Source organism: Rahnella sp. PD12R (genome assembly GCF_019200965.1).
In the GTDB taxonomy this organism is placed as follows: domain Bacteria; phylum Pseudomonadota; class Gammaproteobacteria; order Enterobacterales; family Enterobacteriaceae; genus Rahnella; species Rahnella laticis.
Genome location: NZ_JAHTMS010000002.1, coordinates 108 through 20,707, shown reverse-complemented (window position 1 = coordinate 20,707; position 20,600 = coordinate 108). Strand labels below are relative to the sequence as shown.

At 55.5% G+C, this 20,600-nt stretch carries 20 protein-coding genes; 10 read left to right on the top strand and 10 right to left on the bottom strand.

The annotated features are described in order from the left end of the window. Positions 1 to 42: 42 nt before the first annotated feature. From KWG64_RS04120 to KWG64_RS04105, 4 genes are all read left to right on the top strand, one after another. Entirely contained in the window at positions 43 to 1,062 is a 1,020-nt protein-coding gene (locus tag KWG64_RS04120; protein WP_218521011.1) for a Gfo/Idh/MocA family oxidoreductase, read from the top strand. 199 nt (positions 1,063 to 1,261) lie between these two features. Beyond that, positions 1,262 to 2,191: a LysR family transcriptional regulator gene (locus KWG64_RS04115; protein WP_218521010.1), complete on the top strand. Its 930-nt coding sequence runs from the start codon at positions 1,262 to 1,264 to the stop codon at positions 2,189 to 2,191. A gap of 100 nt (positions 2,192 to 2,291) precedes the next feature. Beyond that, positions 2,292 to 2,786: a DUF2501 domain-containing protein gene (locus tag KWG64_RS04110; RefSeq protein WP_101078869.1), complete on the top strand. Its 495-nt coding sequence runs from the start codon at positions 2,292 to 2,294 to the stop codon at positions 2,784 to 2,786. Further along, positions 2,786 to 3,352 (top strand): hypothetical protein, encoded by a 567-nt coding sequence (locus KWG64_RS04105; RefSeq protein ID WP_218521009.1) that lies wholly within the window; start codon positions 2,786 to 2,788, stop codon positions 3,350 to 3,352. The genes KWG64_RS04110 and KWG64_RS04105 overlap by 1 nt, the downstream gene beginning before the upstream one ends. A 150-nt stretch (positions 3,353 to 3,502) precedes the next feature. Here KWG64_RS04105 and nth read toward each other — a convergent pair whose 3' ends face one another. The 10 genes from nth to KWG64_RS04055 all read right to left on the bottom strand — a co-directional run bounded on the left by nth (position 3,503) and on the right by KWG64_RS04055 (position 13,813). After that, entirely contained in the window at positions 3,503 to 4,141 is a 639-nt protein-coding gene (gene nth, locus KWG64_RS04100; RefSeq protein WP_101078867.1) for an endonuclease III, read from the bottom strand. Beyond that, on the bottom strand, positions 4,134 to 4,832 hold the full coding sequence (locus KWG64_RS04095) for an electron transport complex subunit E (RefSeq protein ID WP_195816497.1): 699 nt from the start codon (positions 4,830 to 4,832) through the stop codon (positions 4,134 to 4,136). The genes nth and KWG64_RS04095 overlap by 8 nt, the downstream gene beginning before the upstream one ends. Continuing rightward, on the bottom strand, positions 4,825 to 5,457 hold the full coding sequence (rsxG, locus tag KWG64_RS04090; protein WP_218521008.1) for an electron transport complex subunit RsxG: 633 nt from the start codon (positions 5,455 to 5,457) through the stop codon (positions 4,825 to 4,827). The genes KWG64_RS04095 and rsxG overlap by 8 nt, the downstream gene beginning before the upstream one ends. A 9-nt stretch (positions 5,458 to 5,466) precedes the next feature. Next, a complete protein-coding gene (gene rsxD / locus KWG64_RS04085) occupies positions 5,467 to 6,519 on the bottom strand; it encodes an electron transport complex subunit RsxD (protein WP_101078864.1) in 1,053 nt (350 codons plus the stop codon). Continuing rightward, on the bottom strand, positions 6,520 to 8,643 hold the full coding sequence (rsxC, locus tag KWG64_RS04080; protein WP_218521007.1) for an electron transport complex subunit RsxC: 2,124 nt from the start codon (positions 8,641 to 8,643) through the stop codon (positions 6,520 to 6,522). A gap of 1 nt (position 8,644) precedes the next feature. Next, on the bottom strand, positions 8,645 to 9,211 hold the full coding sequence (rsxB, locus tag KWG64_RS04075) for an electron transport complex subunit RsxB (protein ID WP_218521006.1): 567 nt from the start codon (positions 9,209 to 9,211) through the stop codon (positions 8,645 to 8,647). Beyond that, a complete protein-coding gene (gene rsxA / locus KWG64_RS04070; protein ID WP_101078861.1) occupies positions 9,211 to 9,792 on the bottom strand; it encodes an electron transport complex subunit RsxA in 582 nt (193 codons plus the stop codon). Before rsxA ends, rsxB begins: the two co-directional genes overlap by 1 nt. A gap of 39 nt (positions 9,793 to 9,831) precedes the next feature. Continuing rightward, positions 9,832 to 10,272, bottom strand: a complete 441-nt coding sequence (locus tag KWG64_RS04065; protein ID WP_152326145.1) for a DUF2569 domain-containing protein — start codon at positions 10,270 to 10,272, stop codon at positions 9,832 to 9,834. Between the two features lie 169 nt (positions 10,273 to 10,441). Next, a complete protein-coding gene (gene dcuC / locus KWG64_RS04060; RefSeq protein WP_218521005.1) occupies positions 10,442 to 11,806 on the bottom strand; it encodes an anaerobic C4-dicarboxylate transporter DcuC in 1,365 nt (454 codons plus the stop codon). A gap of 798 nt (positions 11,807 to 12,604) precedes the next feature. Beyond that, positions 12,605 to 13,813, bottom strand: a complete 1,209-nt coding sequence (locus KWG64_RS04055) for an FAD-dependent oxidoreductase (RefSeq protein WP_218521004.1) — start codon at positions 13,811 to 13,813, stop codon at positions 12,605 to 12,607. A 299-nt stretch (positions 13,814 to 14,112) separates the two neighbouring features. Between KWG64_RS04055 and KWG64_RS04050 the strand changes: the two genes are divergently transcribed. The 6 genes from KWG64_RS04050 (at position 14,113) to KWG64_RS04025 (ending at position 20,274) form a co-directional block, all read left to right on the top strand. Next, complete coding sequence (locus KWG64_RS04050; RefSeq protein ID WP_101078857.1) at positions 14,113 to 14,826, top strand: FadR/GntR family transcriptional regulator; 714 nt, start codon at positions 14,113 to 14,115, stop codon at positions 14,824 to 14,826. After that, positions 14,813 to 15,991 carry an aminotransferase class I/II-fold pyridoxal phosphate-dependent enzyme gene (locus KWG64_RS04045; protein WP_218521003.1) on the top strand — a complete coding sequence of 393 codons (1,179 nt, stop codon included), beginning with the start codon at positions 14,813 to 14,815 and terminating at the stop codon, positions 15,989 to 15,991. The genes KWG64_RS04050 and KWG64_RS04045 overlap by 14 nt, the downstream gene beginning before the upstream one ends. A 65-nt stretch (positions 15,992 to 16,056) precedes the next feature. After that, a complete protein-coding gene (locus KWG64_RS04040; RefSeq protein ID WP_218521002.1) occupies positions 16,057 to 17,340 on the top strand; it encodes a sugar ABC transporter substrate-binding protein in 1,284 nt (427 codons plus the stop codon). A 58-nt stretch (positions 17,341 to 17,398) separates the two neighbouring features. Beyond that, entirely contained in the window at positions 17,399 to 18,322 is a 924-nt protein-coding gene (locus tag KWG64_RS04035; protein ID WP_101078854.1) for a carbohydrate ABC transporter permease, read from the top strand. 10 nt (positions 18,323 to 18,332) lie between these two features. Continuing rightward, on the top strand, positions 18,333 to 19,175 hold the full coding sequence (locus tag KWG64_RS04030; protein ID WP_218521001.1) for a carbohydrate ABC transporter permease: 843 nt from the start codon (positions 18,333 to 18,335) through the stop codon (positions 19,173 to 19,175). Positions 19,176 to 19,179: 4 nt separating this feature from the next. Further along, positions 19,180 to 20,274 carry an ABC transporter ATP-binding protein gene (locus KWG64_RS04025; RefSeq protein WP_218521000.1) on the top strand — a complete coding sequence of 365 codons (1,095 nt, stop codon included), beginning with the start codon at positions 19,180 to 19,182 and terminating at the stop codon, positions 20,272 to 20,274. Positions 20,275 to 20,600: the final 326 nt, after the last annotated feature.

The window sequence follows — 20,600 nt, the reverse complement described above, 5'->3', positions numbered from 1 at the left end:
CAGGCCGGTAAATAACGAAATATGCCCTGACTGAGGCTGAAAATGAATAAAATGATTAATGTGTGTCTGATTGGCTGTGGCCGCGCGGGGATGATTCATGCCCGGAATTATAACGGCAATCTCCGTCATGCCCGGTTAATGGCAATATGCGATCCCGACGCGGAAAATCTGGCGGAAGTACAGAAAGAACTTCAGGTGGAATATCAATACACCGATTATCGCGAAGCCCTGAATAACGAAAGCATCGACGCCATTGTAGTGGTAACGCCAACGCATTTACACCGTGATATTGTGGTTGCCGCCGCGAAAGCCGGAAAACATATTTTCTGCGAAAAGCCGATGGCCGGAACGGAAGAAGAATGCAACGACATGATCGACGCATGCCGGGAATATAACGTCAAATTACAGTTGGGTTTTATGCGCCGTTTTGATGAGAATTTTAAAACGGGCAAAGAGGTGATTGAAAATAAAACCGTCGGCGAAGTGACGTTACTGAAATCACTGACGCATGGCCCGAGCGAGCCTAAAGAGTGGATGTTCGATATTGCCAAAAGTGGCGGGCCGGTTGCCGAAGTGAACAGCCACGATCTCGATACGCTCAGGTGGTACGCCGGAGCCGAAGTGAGCATGATCCACGTCATCGGCCATAATTTCCGTTCACCGGAAAAAGCCGCGGAATACCCCGATTATTACGACACCTGCGCGGTCATGATGCAGTTCACCAACGGTATCATCGGCATGATCGACGGCGCGCAGTACGTTCAGTACGGCTACGATGCCCGCGCGGAAATTCTTGGCACGCACGGCATTGTCAAAGTTGGCCGCCAGAACAGTAATAACGTGGAGGTGGTGACGCGCGACAAAACCATTCAGGCGCAATCCATGCCGTCCTGGACGAAGTTATATCAGGAAGCCTATGTACGCGAAGCCGAAGCCTTTATCGACGCCATTCGTCACGACACCGAAACGCAGGTCACCGGTCACGACGGGAAAATGGCGCTGATTCTGGTCAGAGAAGGGCTGAAGTCGCTGCGCGAAAAGCGCCCGGTCTTTATTGAATAATCTGCTCTTATGAATAAGCTGCGAGTTATAAAGTAATCAAATGTGATTCCGGCATGATTTCCCGCGTATCCCGAAAAACAAATTTCGTGAATGTGGGATATCATGCGGTATGCATCATCCGGGAAGTCGCTTTCCGCGGGCAATTCCGTTCACATTGTGTTCTGAATTAATCACTGTAACTCAATGAATATTCAATAAAATGGACATCAAACAGCTTATTTATTTGTGCAATCTTGAACGGGAACGTCATTTCGGGCGGGCGGCGGAAGCCAGTTTTGTCAGCCAGCCGACGCTGTCGATGCGGCTCAAAAACCTTGAAAAAGAACTCGGGCTGAACCTGATCAACCGGGGTAACAACTTCGAAGGATTCACCGCCGAAGGCCTGCGGGTGCTGAGCTGGGCGCGCGAAATCGTGGCGGTTTACGAAGGCCTTAAGCTGGAGGTGGAATCTCTCAAACAAGGCATGAGCGGGACGTTACGCATCGGTGTTATGCCGCAGTGCAGCGTTTCGCTGGCGCAACTGATCAAAGCGGTGAGCCAGGCGCATCCGGGGCTGGATTACCGCGTCTCGGAAGTCAGCGCCGATCAGCTGATTGAAGCGCTGAGCAGCCATTCCGTGGATGTCGGTATCGGCTTTTTCGAATTTTCGACCCTCAATGAACTGCGTTTCCAGCTGGTGTCGCTTGATGACGGCGGCGTGGACGTGGTGTATCACCCGGACCATTTCCCTGAGCTGGACAATGTCGGGCTGATGACCGCCGAACAGGCCGCGGCGTTGCCTTTGTGTTTGTCCGAGCCGAGCCGTTATTTCCGCCGGTATCTGGATAATTTTTTCCGTCAGGCCGGGCTGGAACTGCATCCGCGTCTGGAAAGCACCTCGATATTTCAGCTGATGCAGGGCGTGTTTGTCGGCATTGGCTGTGCGCTGGTGCCGAGCGGGCATCTGATTGATGAAATGCATCCGGCGCTGAAACGCTGCCCGCTGGACATCACGCCGATGACCCGCCACGCAGCATTGGTGGTGGCCGAACCGGGCAGGGCGACGGCGCTGGCACAGCATTTCTTCACCGCCGCCGGTCTGTGGCTGACGCAGCAGCATCCGCTTAAACCCCCGTCGACGATCAAATAAAACCGGCATTGCCGGTTTATCTCCCATTTTCCTATTGATGAATTCATCATTTAAGACCAAGCTTTCCCGCAATATATAAGTGAAATGAATGGAGTAGCACATGAAAGCATTAAAAGCTGGCGTTCTGGCAATCGTCGCGGGCAGCCTGTTAGTGGCAGCCTCCGCACAGGCATCAAATAATCTGCTGGGACAACTGCAACAGGCAGCCACCGACGGCCTGAACAGTGCGGGAACAACCTCAGGGACGGGAACCACATCATCACTGACTTCACTGCTTAACGGCGGCGATAAAGCGCTGACTTCCACCAGCGCGACCAACGTCGCCGGTGTATTGCAGTATTGCGTGAAAAACAACGTACTTTCCAAAGCCAGCACAGAAAACGTGAAAGATCAGCTGCTGAACAAACTGGGGATCCAGAGTGCTTCCGGCGCTGAAAGCAAGGACTACCAGCAGGGGCTGGGTGGGTTGCTGAAAACCGGTAAAGATCAGAGCGTTGACCTGAATAATCTCGGGAGCGGGCTGACGCAGGTGAAAGAGAAAGTGAAAACCAAAGCATGTGATGTGGTGCTGAAGCAGGCGAAATCATTCATCTGATGATTGCAGAGGCCGCTGCAATGGCGGCTTTTTACTTCAAATTCAAATTCAAATTCAAAACCTTGGGCTCGCCGCCCAAACTGGCCCAAAGGGCGCGTAAGCGCGCGCCCTCTGGACACCCGCGCTTTTTTAACTGCGCGCTGTCGCTTGCTGGCTGTGTTTCAGCCACTCCGGCTATTGCCGCGAAAACTTGCCGCTGCGCGGTCCCTTCATTTCGGTCTTCGAGCCTAAGGTCTCGAAACACTCATTCAGCAAGCTTTCTGAATGCGGCCACTGGCTTTTTAGTTCGCAACCTTGCCATGCCATTCATTATTTTGAAAAACGAAGAAGCATCAGAAGCGATTCTTTTGAATGGTGAGATGGCGCGCTCAGAAATTTTGCTGACCGAGGGTTCGAGACCGCAAGGCTCGAAGCCCGTAGGGAAGGGACCGCGCAGCGGCAAGATTTCGCGCCACACGCTGATGTTCCAGAACATGTCCATCGGCCCAGCGATAGCGCGGAGTAAAAAAAGCGTGGGAGATCAAAGAGGGAGGCGCTTTCCTCCCTCTTTGGCGGTTTCGGCGTAGTGCGCTAAGTGATCACCGCAATTGAGAAACCGAAACTTTCTCGATCCCGTTAAAATCCCGTTTGGGTGGCAACCCAAGGTCTTGATTTTAATTTGAATTTAAGATTGAAGTTGCAATTGAAAATAAAACGGGGTCAAAGGGATCTCCCTTTCACTCCGCATATACCTTCTCTTTACTCTCACACAAATCTTCAATCAAACACGATCCGCACCGCGGCTTCCTCGCAATGCACGTATAGCGCCCGTGCAGGATAAACCAGTGATGGCAATCGAGCTTAAACTCGGCGGGTACGACTTTAAGGAGTTTTTCTTCCACGTCATCGACGGTCTTACCTGGCGCGAATTTCGTCCGGTTACAGACCCGGAAAATATGCGTATCGACGGCAATGGTGGGCCAGCCGAAGGCGGTATTGAGCACCACGTTGGCGGTTTTACGCCCGACGCCCGGCAGGGCTTCCAGCGCGGCGCGGTCTTCCGGCACTTCGCCGTTGTGTTTTTCCAGCAAAATCCGGCAGGTTTTGATGACGTTTTCGGCTTTCGAATTAAACAGGCCGATGGTTTTGATGTATTCCTTCACACCGTCCACGCCGAGCGCCAGAACGGACTCCGGCGTGTTGGCGACCGGATACAGTTTCGCGGTCGCTTTATTCACGCTGACGTCCGTGGCCTGCGCGGAAAGTAACACCGAAATCAGCAGCTCGAACGGCGTGGTGTAAACCAGTTCGGTCGTGGGATGCGGGTTGTTGTCCCGCAAACGGCTGAGGATCTCAATGCGCTTTTCCTTATTCATGAACACTTCCCTTCGGCAAACTGTCTTCGGCGGCAACGTGTTGCGCCGCTTTTCGCGCTTTCATGCGCTGATCAATCAGGTATTTAGCCGCCAGCAGCAGGCCCAATCCGATAAACGCGCCCGGCGGCAGCATCGCCAGCAGGAAAGGGTTATCCAGATGAATCACTTCAACGCGCAGCACTTTCGCCCAGCCGCCAAGCAGCAAATCTGCGCCGTTAAACAACACGCCGCTGCCGAGAATTTCACGCATCGAACCGAGGACGAACATTGCGCACGTCGCCCCGAGGCCGGTCATGGCGCCGTCCAGCGCTGCCAGATGCACCGGGCTGGTCGCGGCGCAGGCTTCCGCGCGACCGACCACCACACAGTTGGTCACAATCAGCGGGATGAAAATCCCCAGCGCCTGATACAAACCAAAGGCATACGCATTGATCAGCATTTCAACGGTACTGACCACCGATGCAATGATCAGCACGTAAATCGGAATACGGATTTCATCCGGGATCCACTTACGGAATGCGGAAATCATGCCGTTAGTACAGGTCAGCACCAGCGTGGTGGCCAGCCCCAAACCTAAGGCGTTAGTCGCGGTGGACGTCACGGCCAGCAGCGGGCAAAGCCCCAGCAGCTGGACCAGCGAGGAGTTATTGGTCCACAGACCCTGAACGATTATCTTTCTGGCTTCACTCATCACGGGCTCCACAAGGGGTGAGGTGGGAAAGCTGAGACGGCACCGTCCCGATAAATAACGCCGTGCGTTTTACCGAACGCACGACAGCGCGCGGGGTAATGGTCGCGCCGGTAAACTGATCAAACACGCCGCCATCTTTCTTCACAGCCCAGCGCGGGTCGCTGGCGCCGTTCACGGTTTCGTTGGCGAAATGCTTGATCCAGTCAGAAATACGCACTTCAATTTTGTCACCCAACCCCGGCGTTTCATGTTGTTCGAGCACGCGGGAACCGTAGACTTTGCCATGAAAATCAGCGGCGACCAGCAGCTGGATTGCGCCGGAATAACCGTCCGGCGCGGTGGTTTCCACCACGGCAGCCACCGGTTCACCGCCTTTGCGCGCCAGATACATGCGGTGCGGCGTAGCGGTACCGAGGGATTCATCGGTGACGTTGTAACATTCGTCCTGCATGTTGTTATCGTAAACGCTGGCCGGGATCACCTGATCAAACAACGTTTTTTGCTGTAACAGCGCCTGATGTTCAATCGTCGGCTTGGTCAGCAGGTTTACGATGGCGGTCATGCCGGTCATCAGTGCGCCAAAGAAAGCCAGAATCAGGCCGTGGCGTCGCATTGTAGCTAACATAATTCTTCCTCAGCGATGCCCGTAAACACGTGGTTGCGTGTAGTGGTCAATCAGCGGCACGGTAATGTTGGCCAGTAAAACGGCAAAAGCCACGCCGTCAGGATACCCGCCGTACGTGCGGATAAGCCACACCAGCAAACCAATTAATGCACCGAATACCAGGCGGCCTTTTGGCGTGGTGGACGCCGTGACCGGGTCGGTGGCGATAAAGAAGGCACCGAGCATGGTCGCACCGGAGAACAGGCCGACCAGCGGTGAAGAATAGCTTTCCGGTGCCAGACCCCAGGCGATGGCGGCGCAGAACGCCAGCATCCCGAGCATCGCCACCGGAATGTGCCAGCTGATGATTTTTCGCCACATCAGGAACAGGCCACCGGCCAGAAAACCGAGGTTAATCCACTGCCAGCCCAGACCCGCCAGCGTGCCGCCAAACAGCGGTGTTGCCAGAATCTGATCGGCGGTATGGCCGGAGCGTAAGCCGGTTTTAAATGCATCCAGCGGCGTCGCCTGCGTCACACCATCCACGTTCATCTGCAACTGATAGGCGGTCAGATCCTGCCCGCTGTGGCCGGTGAAAATGGTCAGCAGCGTATCGGTGAAGCTGACGTGATGATGTTGCAGCGCGTCCGGCGGCAGCCAGGTGGTCATCTGCACCGGGAACGAAATCAGCAGCACGACATAACCCACCATCGCCGGGTTAAACGGGTTTTGCCCCAGACCGCCATACAGCTGTTTGGCGATGATGATGGCGAAAAACGTGCCAAGCACCACCATCCACCACGGGCCGAGCGGCGGCAGGCTGATGCCGATCAAAATAGCCGTCAGCAGGGCACTGTTATCGCCCAGACGTTTTTTTACCGGCTGTTTGCGCAGCTGTAAAACCGCACCTTCCGCCAGTAAAGCAATCACGATAGCCAGTGCGAGCTGAACCAGTGTTCCGTAGCCGAAAAACCAAATCTGAGCGATCAGACCCGGGATACACGCCAGAATCACCATCATCATGATGGTGCTGGTATTTTGGCGGTTATGTGTAAAAGGTGAACTTGCGATCCTGAAGGCCATCTATTCCTCGTTCGACATTGTCTGAGCGGCTTTACGGGCCTTAACTCGGGCGATCGCAGCAGCCACGGCGGCTTTGCGTGGATCGCTTTCTTGTTGTGTTGTGTCTGATTCTGAAGATGCGCCGTTGTCCGCAGCGGACTCTTCGGCGTCACTCTGCGCCGCCGCTTTTTTAGCTTTCGCACGGGCAATGGCGGCGGCAACCGCGGCTTTACGTTTGTCGTCAGCAGAAGGTTCAGCCGGTGACGTTGTCACGCTTTCGTCAGTATTGGCCTGCGCGGCGGCGGCTTTCTTCGCTTTCACGCGGGCAATCGCTGCGGCTACGGCGGCCTTGCGGTCGTCTTCTGCCGGCGCTGGCGGAGTAACATTCAGCACGCTGTCGGTGGCTTCCACCACCACGCCATTTCCCGCTTTCTTCGCTTTTACCCGGGCGATAGCGGCAGCCACGGCGGCTTTGCGATCGTCTTCAGCGGTCGGCGGTGTTTCAGGCACCGGTTCAGACGCGACCGGGATTTCCTGTGCGGCAGCCGCTTTTTTGGCTTTAGCGCGGGCAATGGCGGCGGCCAGTGCGGCCTGACGCGGATCCACTTCCGCCGTTTCAGCCGTGGCTTCGGCGACCGGCGCGTCGTCAGCCGGCGTTTCGCTCAGCTTCACGGCGGCTTTCTGGTGTTTCTCTTCACGGGCGATTTTGTCGCGTTCCATACGCGCCTGTTTGGCTTCGAAACGCGCTTTGGCTTCGGTCGCACGTGCGGTTTCGCTGTCGATGGCGCGGATTTCGGCCTTTTCCTGACGATAATATTGCACCAGCGGAATGTTGCTCGGGCAAACGTACGCACAGGCGCCGCATTCGATGCAATCGAACAGGTTATGGTTGCGCGCTTTTTCGTGTTCTTCGCCTCGGCTGAACCAGTAAAGCTGCTGCGGCAGTAAACCTGCCGGGCAGGATTCCGCGCACAGACTGCAACGGATACAGGCTTCTTCCGGCTCAGGCTGGCCGAGTTCCGATTCGGACGGAGCCAGCAGGCAGTTGGAAATCTTAACGACCGGCACATCGAGCGACGGCAGGGTAAAGCCCATCAGTGGCCCGCCCATGATCACCATCTTTTTATCGCCCTGCGGCTGTAATGCGCCTTCCTGCATCAGATGCGAAACCGGCGTGCCCAGACGCGCCCAGACGTTGCCGGGTTTCGCCATCGCTTCGCCGGTCAGCGTCACGACACGTTCGATCAGCGGTTCGCCGTCGAGGATCGCGCGTTTGATCGCGTAAACCGTCCCGACGTTTTGCATCAGCACGCCGATTGACGACGAGTGATGACCTTTCGGCACTTCGAGGCCGGTCAGAATTTTGGTCAGCTGTTTGGCACCGCCGGACGGATACTTGGTCGGCACCACGCGCAGTTCGAAGCGGATACCGTTAGCCAGATCCTGCTGAGCAGTGGCTTTAATTGCGGTTTTAAACGCCGCAATGGCTTCCGGTTTATTGTCTTCAATGCCGATGAGAACGCGTTCCGGGCTGAGCATATGGCAGAGAATTCGCGTGCCTTCGAGGATCTGATCCGCGTGTTCCTGCATAAGCCGGTCATCGGCGGTAATGTAAGGCTCGCATTCGGCGGCGTTGAGGATCAGCGTGCGCGTGGACGTCAGGCCGCCTGCGAGTTTGCTGGCAGTCGGGAAACCTGCGCCGCCCAATCCGGCGATACCGGCCTGGCTGATGCGCTGGTTCAGATCCCCGGCGGAAAGCTGGCGGTAATCGGCCACAATGTCGCGTTCGCACCAGGTGTCCTGACCATCGGCTTCAATCAGAACGCAGAGTTCTTTCAGGCCGGAAGGGTGCGCGGTAATGTGCGGTTCGATGGCGGTAATCACGCCCGATGTCGGTGCGTGGACCGGCACGGTGCGGCCACGGCCTGTCGTCAGCGGCTGGCCCTTTAAAACCCGGTCACCGGCTTTTACACACAGCTCGCCCTCAGGGCCAAGATGCTGCTGAAGGGGAATGATAAAGCGCTCAGGCAACGGCACGTTGCGCAGCGGAACGTGGCTCGACTGTGTCTTCATTTCCGGCGGATGAATACCGCCGTCGAAGTCCCAGACTTTGTCTTTTTTGAGCGCGGCAAACAGATTAAACATGTTACTCCGCATGGATGACCTGAACCGGAATGGATTGCAAATCCCACTTCCAGTTTGCGGTGGTGGTTTTGATCGGCAGCATTTCGATGCAGTCCGTCGGACACGGCGCGACGCACAGATCACAGCCGGTACATAAATCCGTAATTACGGTGTGCACGGCGCGGGTCGCGCCCACAATCGCATCGACCGGGCAGGCCTGAATGCATTTGGTGCAGCCGATACAGTTGCTTTCGTCGATGTACGCCACTTTACGCACCGGTACGGCGGCGGCGACGTCTTCGCCCATCGGCTGTGGCTCGACGTTGAGCAGGGTGGCCAGCTTGAGCATGACCGCTTCGCCGCCCGGCACACATTTGTTGATGTTGTCGCCATTGGCCACGGCTTCGGCGTAAGGTTTACAGCCGGGATAACCGCATTGCGCACACTGGCTTTGCGGCAGGATATCGTCAATCTGATCGACAACAGGGTTGCCTTCAACGGCAAAACGACGCGATGCGTAACCCAGCAGCAGGCCAAAAACCAGTGCCAGTGCGGTCACCGCGCCAATCGCTACCCATAATTCAAACATCAGAATTTCACCAGACCCGTGAAGCCCATAAAGGCCAGTGACATCAGGCCCGCCGTGACCAGCGCAATCGAAGAACCTTTGAAGGGTGCAGGCACGTCAGCGACAACCAGACGCTCACGAATGGCGGCAAACAACACCATCACCAGCGAGAAGCCGAGTGAGGCGGCGAAACCGTAGAGCGCGGACTGCATGAAATTCAGCTGCTGGTTGATGTTAAGCAGCGCCACGCCGAGCACGGCGCAGTTGGTGGTGATAAGCGGCAGGAAAATACCCAGCAGGCGATACAGCGACGGGCTGGTTTTGCGCACGACCATTTCGGTGAACTGCACGACGACGGCGATCACCAGAATGAATGCCATGGTGCGCAGATACACCAGGCCCAGCGGCATCAGAATGAAGGTGTTGACCATCCACGAACAGATATTCGACAAGGTGATCACGAACGTGGTCGCCAGGCCCATGCCGATGGCGGATTCCAGTTTTTTGGACACGCCCATAAACGGGCAAAGTCCGAGGAACTTCACCAGAACAAAGTTATTCACCAGCATGGTGCCGACAAACAGTAATAAGTAAGAGGTCATGAGAATTGCCCGGACATAATAAACATTAAAACTTCAGGGTTATTCCGTGAAGGTTTCTTTCACCCGCAGTGAGCGCTTGAAATAAGGCACAAACACCGCAGCAGCCAATAAGGGTAACAGCAAGTTACGCACGGCCAGATCATCGGTAACCGGCGAGAATGCAAAGGCTTTTACCGCCAGCAATACCGTACACAGCAACCAGATAATATACATTTTGGGTAACGCTCTGGCACGCTTACAAAATTGCCAGAGAACCGCAACGGTAAATAACCCCATCGCTAATGTGGTCACCACCGAGAAATACCATTGCAGCGTAAAAGCCTGCGAATTGGTGATTAAATATTCGCGTGATTCCGGCATAAATATGGCCATTGAAAACAGGAACAGCATTAATACAACGCTCAGCAGCGTGACAATCAGATACGCCATCGGGGCCAGTAACCACCCGCCGATTCGTTTGTAGCCCGGATTATTCGACATAAAAAGCCTATATTACGCGGATTTCGCCATCACTCAGACGGGGCGTTTTCCCCGACCTTCAAGGCGCAGTAGCTTAACCTGTGAGGGTAATTCTCGTTATCGTATTTATGTGATCAATATCCCCTTCATTTTTTAAGGGGATATTGATGGATAGATTGGCAGAAGGGAATTAGTGAACAGGAACCAGAATTTCTGTGGCGACAATAACCACTATCAGCCCGACAAGAACCGGCACGGAGGTGCGCTTTACCACTTCGAACGGGGAGATTTTTGCCATACCCGCTACGGCAACCACGACGCCGGAGACCGGTGAAATGGTGCGGCCGAGGTTAGACGCCTGCAACATCGGGATCACCAGATATTCCGGGTTGATGCCCATTTTCGCCGCCAGTTTCGGGATAAGTTCCACGAACGCATAAAACGATGCATTGCCTGAGCCGGTGGTCATGGCCGCCAGAACGGTGATGGTGACCAGCACCAGCATCATAATAATGCTGCCGGAACCGAAGTTTTGCGCCAGCCCGATCAGGCTGCTGATAAAGCCGACGGTGCTCAGACCCTGCGCGAAAACGCCTGCTGCCACCAGCAGCATCACGACGTTAGCAAACGCATCCGCCATGCCGCGGTACGCCACGTCCAGCCCGGCAAATACGGCTTTCCCGTTGCGGTTTCGCACCGTTTCAATCAGCGCAGTCAGCAACATACAAATCACCAGGATGGTAATGATGTGCAGATTCGGCCCCCATTTACCGTCAAAAATCAGCACCCCGATAATCGGCGTGAAAGGCAAAATGGCGTAAAACGCCGGGGCATTGGTTTCAATGACGTCATCTTTGTTGGAATCCACGCTATCTACCACGGCGGTATCGCGTTTATCCAGATAACGCTGCCAGAAGAAATGCGCGACGGCCATCGCCACAATGGCGGCAATTGAAATCGGCAGGGTGACTTTGAAGGCAAAATCGACCAGCGGCATGTTGGCCGCCTGCGCCGCCAGCACCACATCGCCGGACGTCGGGGAAAGAATAATGGCCGCCGGAGACGCACAAATCGCCGCCGCCGCGCCGCGGCTGATCCCGACGTTCACCATAATCGGGAACAGCGTCGCCATCAGCAGTACGCCGAGACCGGTTGCGGAAGACACCGCCAGCGACATCAGACACGCAAGAATATAGGCCGCGACCATCAGAATGTATGGCGAGTTAATCATCTGTAGCGGACGTGATGCGAGTTTGACCACCACGTCGTTAGCACCGATGTGTGTCATGTACGCCGCAAAACCGCACAGCATCATGATCATCATCCCGAGATCGCCACCGCGGCTCATCAGCAGGATTTTGACGTATTCCACGATATCCGTGGCGTTCCAGCCGGTGCTCTTCGTGCCTTCCGGCAACACGCTGTGGCCCATTAAGGCACTGATAATCAGCAGTAATAAACCGCCAACCATCAGTACGCCGGTTGGCGAATATCCCTTGATGATGTACCGCCCGACAAACACGGCGACCACCAGACCTATCAATAACTCTGTCATACATGTATTCCCCGAGATTAAATTTGGATCCAAGTGAAAGGCGGGCACTTTGAACAATTAACCGGTCCGGCGTAATGACGCTTATCAATTATCGGTGATGAAATAGGGGAGAGGATTGATATTTGTGATGTATGACCGACATCACGAGACGGTTTTTGCGGTGCTCGCTCGGGTCAGGAGCCTGGGTTGCGGCCCAAGCTGGCTTAAGGTCAAAACCTTGGGTTGCCACCCAAACTGGCCTCAAGGAGCGCCTGTCGCCGCGCCCCTTGAGAATCCCGGGCTCTTTCACTGCGCGCTATCGCTCGCTGGCACTGTTTCAGCAACGCCGGTTAGTGCCGCAAACGCCGCCGCTGCGCGGTWCTTTCGCTTCGGGTTCGAACCTGCTCGAAAAMAGACTCTCGCTGTTTCTCACCACTCTCTCAACGTCGTTTTGATAGCGGCCAGTGACTTTCTAATTCGCAACCTCACCACTAATTGTTATTCAAAATGCCTTTGAATTTAGATAAGCCTCCGGCCGCTTTCAGAAAGCTTGCCGAGCGAAGCGTTTCGAGACCTGTGGCTCGAAACCGAGTAAGGGAACCGCGCAGCGGCAAGTTTTCGCGGCAATAATTGCGGCTTCTGAAACAGTGCCAGCGAGCGATAGCGCGCAGTGAAAAATGCGTGGGAGATCAAAGAGGGAGGCGCTTTCCTCCCTCTTTGGCGGTTTCTGCGCAGCTCGTTAAGTGATCACAGTTATTGAAAAACCGAAATTTTCATCTTTTCAAAAAGTTTTAAAGCCTTTTCCCAAAAGGCTTACGCTCACAGTTTCGGGATCTCCCGATAAAACCCGACTCCGATCAGCCGTCCGAACAAGAAGGGAATAAACTTCCTCCCCCGTAGCCAGATTTCAAGCCGTGAAGGGGCGCGCTTGCGGGGTTTTTGACCGACTTTGCTGATCATAATCTGTAACGTCTGCGTTGCCCACGTCGGGAAAGTCCGTCGCCGCTGGATGCGTTTCAGGTGGCGGAGTGTCAGACGCCCGGACTTCAGCGGTTGCGCGATAATATTTGCGGTCGCCACGGCATCCTGAATCGCCAGATTTACGCCGACGCCGCCAATCGGGGACATCGCGTGGGCGGCGTCGCCGATGCACAGCAGGCCGGGTTTGGCCCATTCTTTGAGGCGGTCGATGCGGATCACCAGCAGGCGCACGTCGTCCCAGCTTTGAATGTCTTCGCCCAGACGCTCACGCTCAAATGGTGAGACCTCGGTCAGCAAATCCAGAAAAGGCGGGATGCCACGTGCTTTGAGCGCGTCGAGGCTGTCTTTTGGAATCGAATAACCGCACTGCCAGTAATCGCCGCGGTTGATCATGATGAAGTTTTTCTTCGGCCCGCGATGCCCCATCGACCACTTCGGGTCGTCCGGGCGTTTATTGATTTTCAGCCACAGCACGTCACGCGGTGCGCCGAAACGGCGGATTTCCATGCCGGCCTGCTCGCGCACTATCGAATTTCTGCCATCACAACCCACCACCAGATCGGCGTCGAAATGCTGCGTTTCGCCGTTAACGTCCGCCAGAACGCCGGTTACGTGAGATTTATTCTCCCGCAGCGAAAGCACCTGCGCATTGTGAATCAGCCGGAAATTTGGCAGCAGCGCGGCTTTGCTGGCGATGAAATTCAGAAAATCCCATTGCGGCATAAAAGCGATGAATTTGCACTGCGTCGGCAGATGAGTGAAATCCGCCAGCGTGGTTTCTCTGCCGTTGATTTCGCCGTAAAGCTTCTCTGCGCGCTGATGCGGCAGGGCGAGAAACTCATCGAGAAAACCCAGTTGACAGATGATGTCCAGTGTCGAAGGGTGGATGGTGTCGCCGCGAAAATCACGCAGAAAATCCAGGTGTTTTTCCAGCACCGTCACGTCAATTCCCTGACGGGCCAGCAGGTAGCCCAGCATTAATCCGGCAGGGCCGCCGCCAACAATACAAACGGTGGCGACGGACGTGCGGTCAGTGTTCGTGGTCATACAAACCTGCCTGATGAAATGAATTTACATGATAACAATTATCATTTGCGCTACCGAGCGTCAATCCATTGCGTGCTACATGTCTGAACAAATCCTGCATAGCGACGTAACAAAACCGGTGGTTTTTGCACCACGGCGATCGCGGTTTTATTACCTGGACCGGTGCCTAAATACGCTATTTGTCTAAAAATCATCGGGTTAGCGCGTTATCCAAAAACTGGCAAACAAATTGCAAAGTGGTCCACAGGTTGAGTTGTTGGGCCAATTCCGGCCGATGTGCGGAGAACAATATGCACGGTATGCACGGTGAACTGAATTTGCTGCACCCGATTGCTCCTCAGCAAAGTGACACGCTGGTGCTTGATGCGCTGACCCGCTATGTGGCGCAGTCCGGCACCCGCGTGGGTGAAAAATTGCCGCCCGAACGCGTGCTGGCGGAAGGGCTGGCGGTGAGCCGCAATACCGTCCGTGAGGCGCTGAAACGTTGGGAAGCGCTGGGCATTATCGTGCGAAAAAAAGGCAGCGGCACTTTCCTGCAATCTGAGGTCACCGCTAACGATAGCTTTCTGTCCCTGCGCTTTAAAAACGACTCCGCCACCATGCTTCACGCGCTGGAAGTCCGCCGGATTATTGAATGTGAAGCCTCGGCGCTGGCGGCGGTCAGGGCGACGGAAAGCGATTTGCTGTTCATCGAACAAAAGCTCGATGTGATGGAAAAAGTACATCTGAGTGTCGGTTCCGCCGGAGCCGAAGACTGGCAGTTTCACGCCGCGATTTACACCGCCGCGCACAATCCGCTGCTGCTGCAAATGGTCGGCGGGATCTACGACTTACTCCACGCCTTTTTTGAATCTCCGCCGGAACAGGCGCTGTTCAGCGACTCTTTTCCGCTGCACCGGACCTTATTTGAAGCCATTGCGCGGCGCGAGCCGGAAACTGCACGCAGGCTGAGCAACGACATTCTGAACATAACTGAACGTGACATGAAGGAAGTGATCAATGCAGCAAGATGATAAAAGCCCGCACGATGAGTTGCACGAATACACCCGTTTAGTCCACGACGGACGCCATGATCGCGGCGCGATTTCACCGCCGATTTACCAGTCGTCGTTATTCAGTTTCACCGATTATGACAGCATGATCGCCCGTTTTCGCGGAGACAGTGATCACGCGCTGTATTCCCGCGTCGATAACCCGACGGTGGTGGAATTGCAGAAAAAGGTCGCGGAACTGGAGGGCGGCGAAGCCTGTCTGGCTTTCGGCAGCGGCATGGCGGCGATCAGTAATTCCATTCTGAGCGTGGCCGGGCCGGGCGACAAAGTGGTGTGCGTAAATCACGTTTACCCGGATACCTACCGCTTCCTGCGCGGGTTCTGCACCCGTTTTCAGATTGAAGCTCAGTTTGTGGATGGCAGTTCACTTCCTGCACTGGAAGAGGCGATTCAGGGCGCGAAACTGCTGTATCTGGAAAGCCCGAACAGCTGGGTGATGGGCGAGCAGAATCTGAAAGCGATTGCCGCACTGGCTAAAAAATACGGCGTGATCACGATGATCGACAACAGCTGGGCATCGCCGGTTTTCCAGAAACCGCTGGCGGCCGGTATCGATCTGGTGATCCATTCCGCATCCAAATACATCAGCGGACACAGCGACGTCGTAGCCGGTCTGGTCATCTCAAGCCAGGAGCGTATTGGCGCGATTACCCGTCACATCAGCCCGTTTTTAGGCGGAAAACTGTCGGCCAACGAAGCCTGGCTGTTGCTGCGCGGCCTACGGACTTTGCCGCTACGTATGCGTCAGCATCACGAAAGTGCGCTGGAACTGGCGCGACGGTTACAGGGCTATTCGCGCATTACGCAGGTTAATCATCCCGGTTTAGACCCGTTGCCGACGTCCACGCTGACCGGCTACAGCGGCCTTTTTTCATTCGAACTCAGCGAAGGCATCGACATTCCGACATTCTGTAACGCGCTGAAATTGTTCCGGATGGGCGTGAGCTGGGGCGGTTTTGAAAGCCTGGTGATGCCCGCCATTTCCGTGCTGAATCAGGCGGGCGAATTTAACTCGGCGATTGATTTTGGCGTATCGCCACGTGTGATCCGCATTTCTATCGGCCTTGAAGACACCGGCGATCTGTGGCGCGACCTGAAAAACGCCATCGAAAACGCCTGTTCCTGAACCCGGTTAAAACAACAACGACTGTTCCTGTGATCCGACCCTTAGCTCCGTGGAGAACCAAGATTATGCGACACCCGAAACGTCATGCTTTGCTCAGCGCGCTGGCCCTCAGCGTCAGCCTGTTTTCCTGTGCCGGTTTTGCCGCCACCAAACTGACACTGGTGGAAGTGATCACCAGCCCGGCGCGTACCGAAATGCTGCAAAAAATGTTGACCGCGTACAAGGCGCAACATCCTGATGTCGAGATTGAAGTGGTGTCACTGCCTTGGGGGCAGGCGTTTGAAAAGCTCGGCACGATGATTCAGAGCGGGCAATATCCGGACGTCGTGGAAATGCCTGACACCTGGCAGGGTTTGTACGCCAGCAACGGGATGCTGGCCGATCTTGAGCCGCGCCTCAAAAGCTGGAGCGGTACGCCGGATCTGACCGATAAAACGCTGACAATGGCGCGATCTTCCGGCGGCACGGCGACCATGATCCCTTACGGTTTCTATCTGCGGGCGATGTTCTGGAACAAAAAACTCTTCCAGCAGGCCGGGCTGACTGACGCGCCGAAAACCATGGACGAATTCATGGCCGATGCGAAGAAAATCAGTGCGCTGGGCAACGGCATCAGCGGATATTGCATGCGCGGCGGCGTCGGCGGCACCAACGCCTGGATGATGTTTATGGCAGCGATGAACGGCTCGCCGGACTTTTTCGACAAAGACGGTAACAGCACGCTGACGCATCCGGGCGCAATTAAAGGGGCGCAGTTCCTGGTGGACATGTACCAGAAAGGTTACGCGCCGAAAGACAGTGTGAACTGGGGTTTTAACGAAATAGTCTCCGGCTTCTATTCCGGGAAATGCGCAATGCTCGATCAGGATCCGGACGCGCTGATCGCCATCAAAAACAGCATGAACCCGGACGATTTCTCGGTCGCGCCGATGCCGCTCGGGCCGAACGGCAAAGCCTATCCGACCATCGGTTACACCGGCTGGTCGATGTTCAAACAGGGCAAAAATCAGGATCAAAGCTGGGATCTGATTTCCTTCCTCAGTAATAAAGAAAACAACCTGACGTGGTCGAAGTTCGTCGGCACGCTGCCGATTTACAAAGGTGCGGAGCAGGACGCGTATTACCACGCCCCGCAGTTCGCCGGCTGGTTTGCCGAGCTTAACAGCCCGGATTACATCCCGCTGACTATGCCGACGCATCTTAAAGGCTGGGGTTACTTCAACTCGGTGATTGTAAAAGACAGCTCGCAGGAAACGCTGCTCGGCCAGAACGACACAGAAAGCATGGTGAAAGACTGGGCGAAATACCTGACCAAAGAACAAAAGGCGTGGCTGGCTACGCAGAAATAAGCATGCGGCTCCGGCACGCGGTGCCGGAGTTACCATCTTTTACAACTGGAGACGCGTCATGATGTTGGAAGTTTCACCGCCAGACACCGCTGCCGCGCCACGCTTTCCCCGTTTGCGGGCGCTGCTTGAACCCTGGGTTTATCTCAGCCCGACGATGGTGCTGATTGGCCTGTTTATTTTTGTACCGATGGCGATCGGCATTTCTTATGCTTTCCAGAATATTCAGCTGCTTAACCCGTTTGATACTGGCTGGGTCGGGCTTGATAACTTTCGCACAATGTTTGATGACCGGCATTTTTACGCCGCGCTGCGCCACACCTTCAACTGGACGGCCACGTCGCTGGTTTTACAGTTCGCGCTGGGGCTCGGTCTGGCGCTGCTGCTCAACCGTGAATTCCCCGGCCGCCGCTGGGTGCAGGCGCTGGTGTTCCTGCCGTGGGCGGTGCCCGCGTTTCTTTCCGGCCTGACCTGGGCGTGGTTGTTGAATCCGGTGATCGGCGTGCTGCCATACTGGCTGACGGATTTGCACATCATTTCTGAGCCTTACAACATTTTGTCAGACCCGACGCTGGCGCTTTACGGCCCGGTGCTGGCGAATGTCTGGTTCGGCATCCCGTTTTTTGCCATCACGCTGCTGGCGGCGTTGCAGTCGATTCCGAAAGATTTGTATGAAGCGGCGGCGATGGACGGCGCATCCGGCTGGCAGCAGTTCCGCAAAGTCACGCTGCCGTTTCTGGCACCGATGATCGCGATTACCGTCATGCTGCGCACCATCTGGATTGCCAATTTTGCCGACCTGATTGTGGTCATGACCGACGGCGGCCCGGCGAATTCGACGTCGATTCTGTCGAGTTTCATTTTCACCACGGCCTACCGGAAACTCGACTTTGGCTATGCCTCGGCGATGGCGGTATTCCTGCTGGTTCTGATGACGCTGTACGCGCTGGTTTTACTGCGTATCCGTCACCAGTTGTTGAAATAAGGAGAACCCGATGAACGCACTGTCATTAAATTTATGGCTCCGCAAAGGCGGACACCGGCTGGGGATCCTCTTTTACCTGCTGTTCGCGCTGTTTCCGATTTACTGGCTGATCAAGATTTCGTTCACGCCGGACAAACTGCTCTACAGCGAAGGCGTGCGGATGTGGCCCAGTGAACTGACGCTCGTGCATTTCCAGCGAGTATTTACCGAAAGCCAGTTTCCGCTGTATTTCTTTAACAGCCTGATTGTGTCATTCGGCACGGCATTTCTGACGACTGTAATCGCCGCCGGTGCAGGTTTTGCGTTTTCGCGCTTCAGCTTTCGCGGCAAAACCGTGATGGCGGCACTGCTGCTGTTCACGCAGATGTTTCCGCTGGTGATGATCCTCGCGCCGATTTACAAAGTGATGGCTCCGCTCGGACTGACCAACAGCCTGCTGGGGCTGATCCTGATTTACACGGCGTTCAACGTGCCGTTCGCCACTTTTCTGATGCAGTCGTTTTTCGACAGTATTCCGAAAGATCTGGAGGAGTCGGCGATGCTCGAAGGGTGCAGCCGTTTTATGGCGCTGCGCAAAGTCATTATACCGCTGACGCTGCCGGGGATGGCCGCCACGCTGGGGTTTGTGTTTACTGCCGCGTGGAGCGAACTGCTGTTCTCGCTGATGCTCATCAACAAAAACGAGGTGATGACCTTCCCGGTCGGGCTGCTCAGTTTTGTGTCGAAATTCGCGGTTTCCTGGGGCGACATGATGGCGGCGGCGGTACTGGCGCTGATCCCTGCCTGTCTTTTCTTTGCATTCATTCAGCGTTACCTGGTTCAGGGGCTGACGGCTGGCGCGGTTAAAGGATAATTTTATGGCTCAGATTACGATTTCCGATCTTCAAAAACGTTACGAAAATGTCGAAGTGTTGCGTCATATCAACCTGACGATTCAGGACGGCGAATTTGTGGTGTTAGTCGGGCCTTCGGGCTGCGGAAAATCCACGTTGCTGCGCACCATCGCCGGGCTGGAACTGGCGACGGCGGGGGACATTCACATCGGCACGCGCCTGATGAATCAGGTTGCGCCAAAAGACCGTGATATCTCGATGGTGTTTCAGAGCTACGCGCTGTATCCGCACATGACTGTCGCGCGGAATATGGGTTTCAGTCTTGAAGTGCAAAAACGCCCGAAAGCCGAAATCGACGCGGCCGTGAACAAAGCGGCGGATATTCTCGGACTGACGGCGCTGTTGCACCGTCGTCCGAAAGAGCTTTCCGGCGGCCAGCGTCAGCGCGTGGCAATGGGCAGGGCGATCGTGCGCGAACCCCAGGTTTTCCTGTTCGATGAACCGTTGTCCAACCTTGACGCTCAGCTTCGCGGGCAGATGCGCATTGAAATCAAAAGCCTGCACCAGCGCATGCGCAACACCATTGTTTACGTCACCCACGATCAGGTCGAAGCCATGACGCTTGCCGACCGCATCGTGGTGCTCAACCACGGCGTCATCCAGCAGGTTGGCACACCGCTGGAACTCTATGACACGCCCGCCAATAAATTCGTCGCCAGCTTCATCGGTTCGCCCTCAATGAACTTCATTAACGGCACAATCGAACTGGGCGATTCCGCGCCGCAGCTGCGCATCAATGCCAGCCAGACGTTGCCGGTTGACCCGCAGATTACGAACCTGAAAAGTGGCGCAGAAGTTACCTACGGCGTGCGCCCCGAAGCCATTGTCTTGTGCGAACAGGGCGCGCCTGGCGCGGTTCCTCTGGACGTCACGCTCATCGAACCCACCGGACTGAGTGAGCTTATCCACGGTACTTTCGGTGGCGAACGGCTGAGTGTTTACAGCATGGTGAGATCCGGTGCCGCACCGGGGGACAGAGTTTGGGTGCAGATTGATACTGCACGGATGCAGTTATTTGAGGCTGACAGCCAGAGGCGGTTTTCTAAACTTGGTGAGTGATTCGGGCTGGCAGCCCTGAACCCGCTGCGGATTAGCTAAATTTGGTTTTTCAAAAGCTGTTATCACTCAGCTCAGGTCAAGACCTTGGGTTGCCACCCAAACTGGCTTTAAGGTCAAAACCTTGGGCTCGCCGCCCAAACTGGCCCAAAGGGCGCGTTAACGCGCGCGCCCTCTGGACACCCGCGCTTTTTAACTGCGCGCTATCGCTCGCTGGCTACGTTTCAGGCGCTACCGCTATTGCCGCGAAAACTTGCCGCTGCGCGGTTCCCTTACTCGGTTTCGAGCCATTGGTCTCGAAACACTTCGCTCGGCAAGCTTTCTGAAAG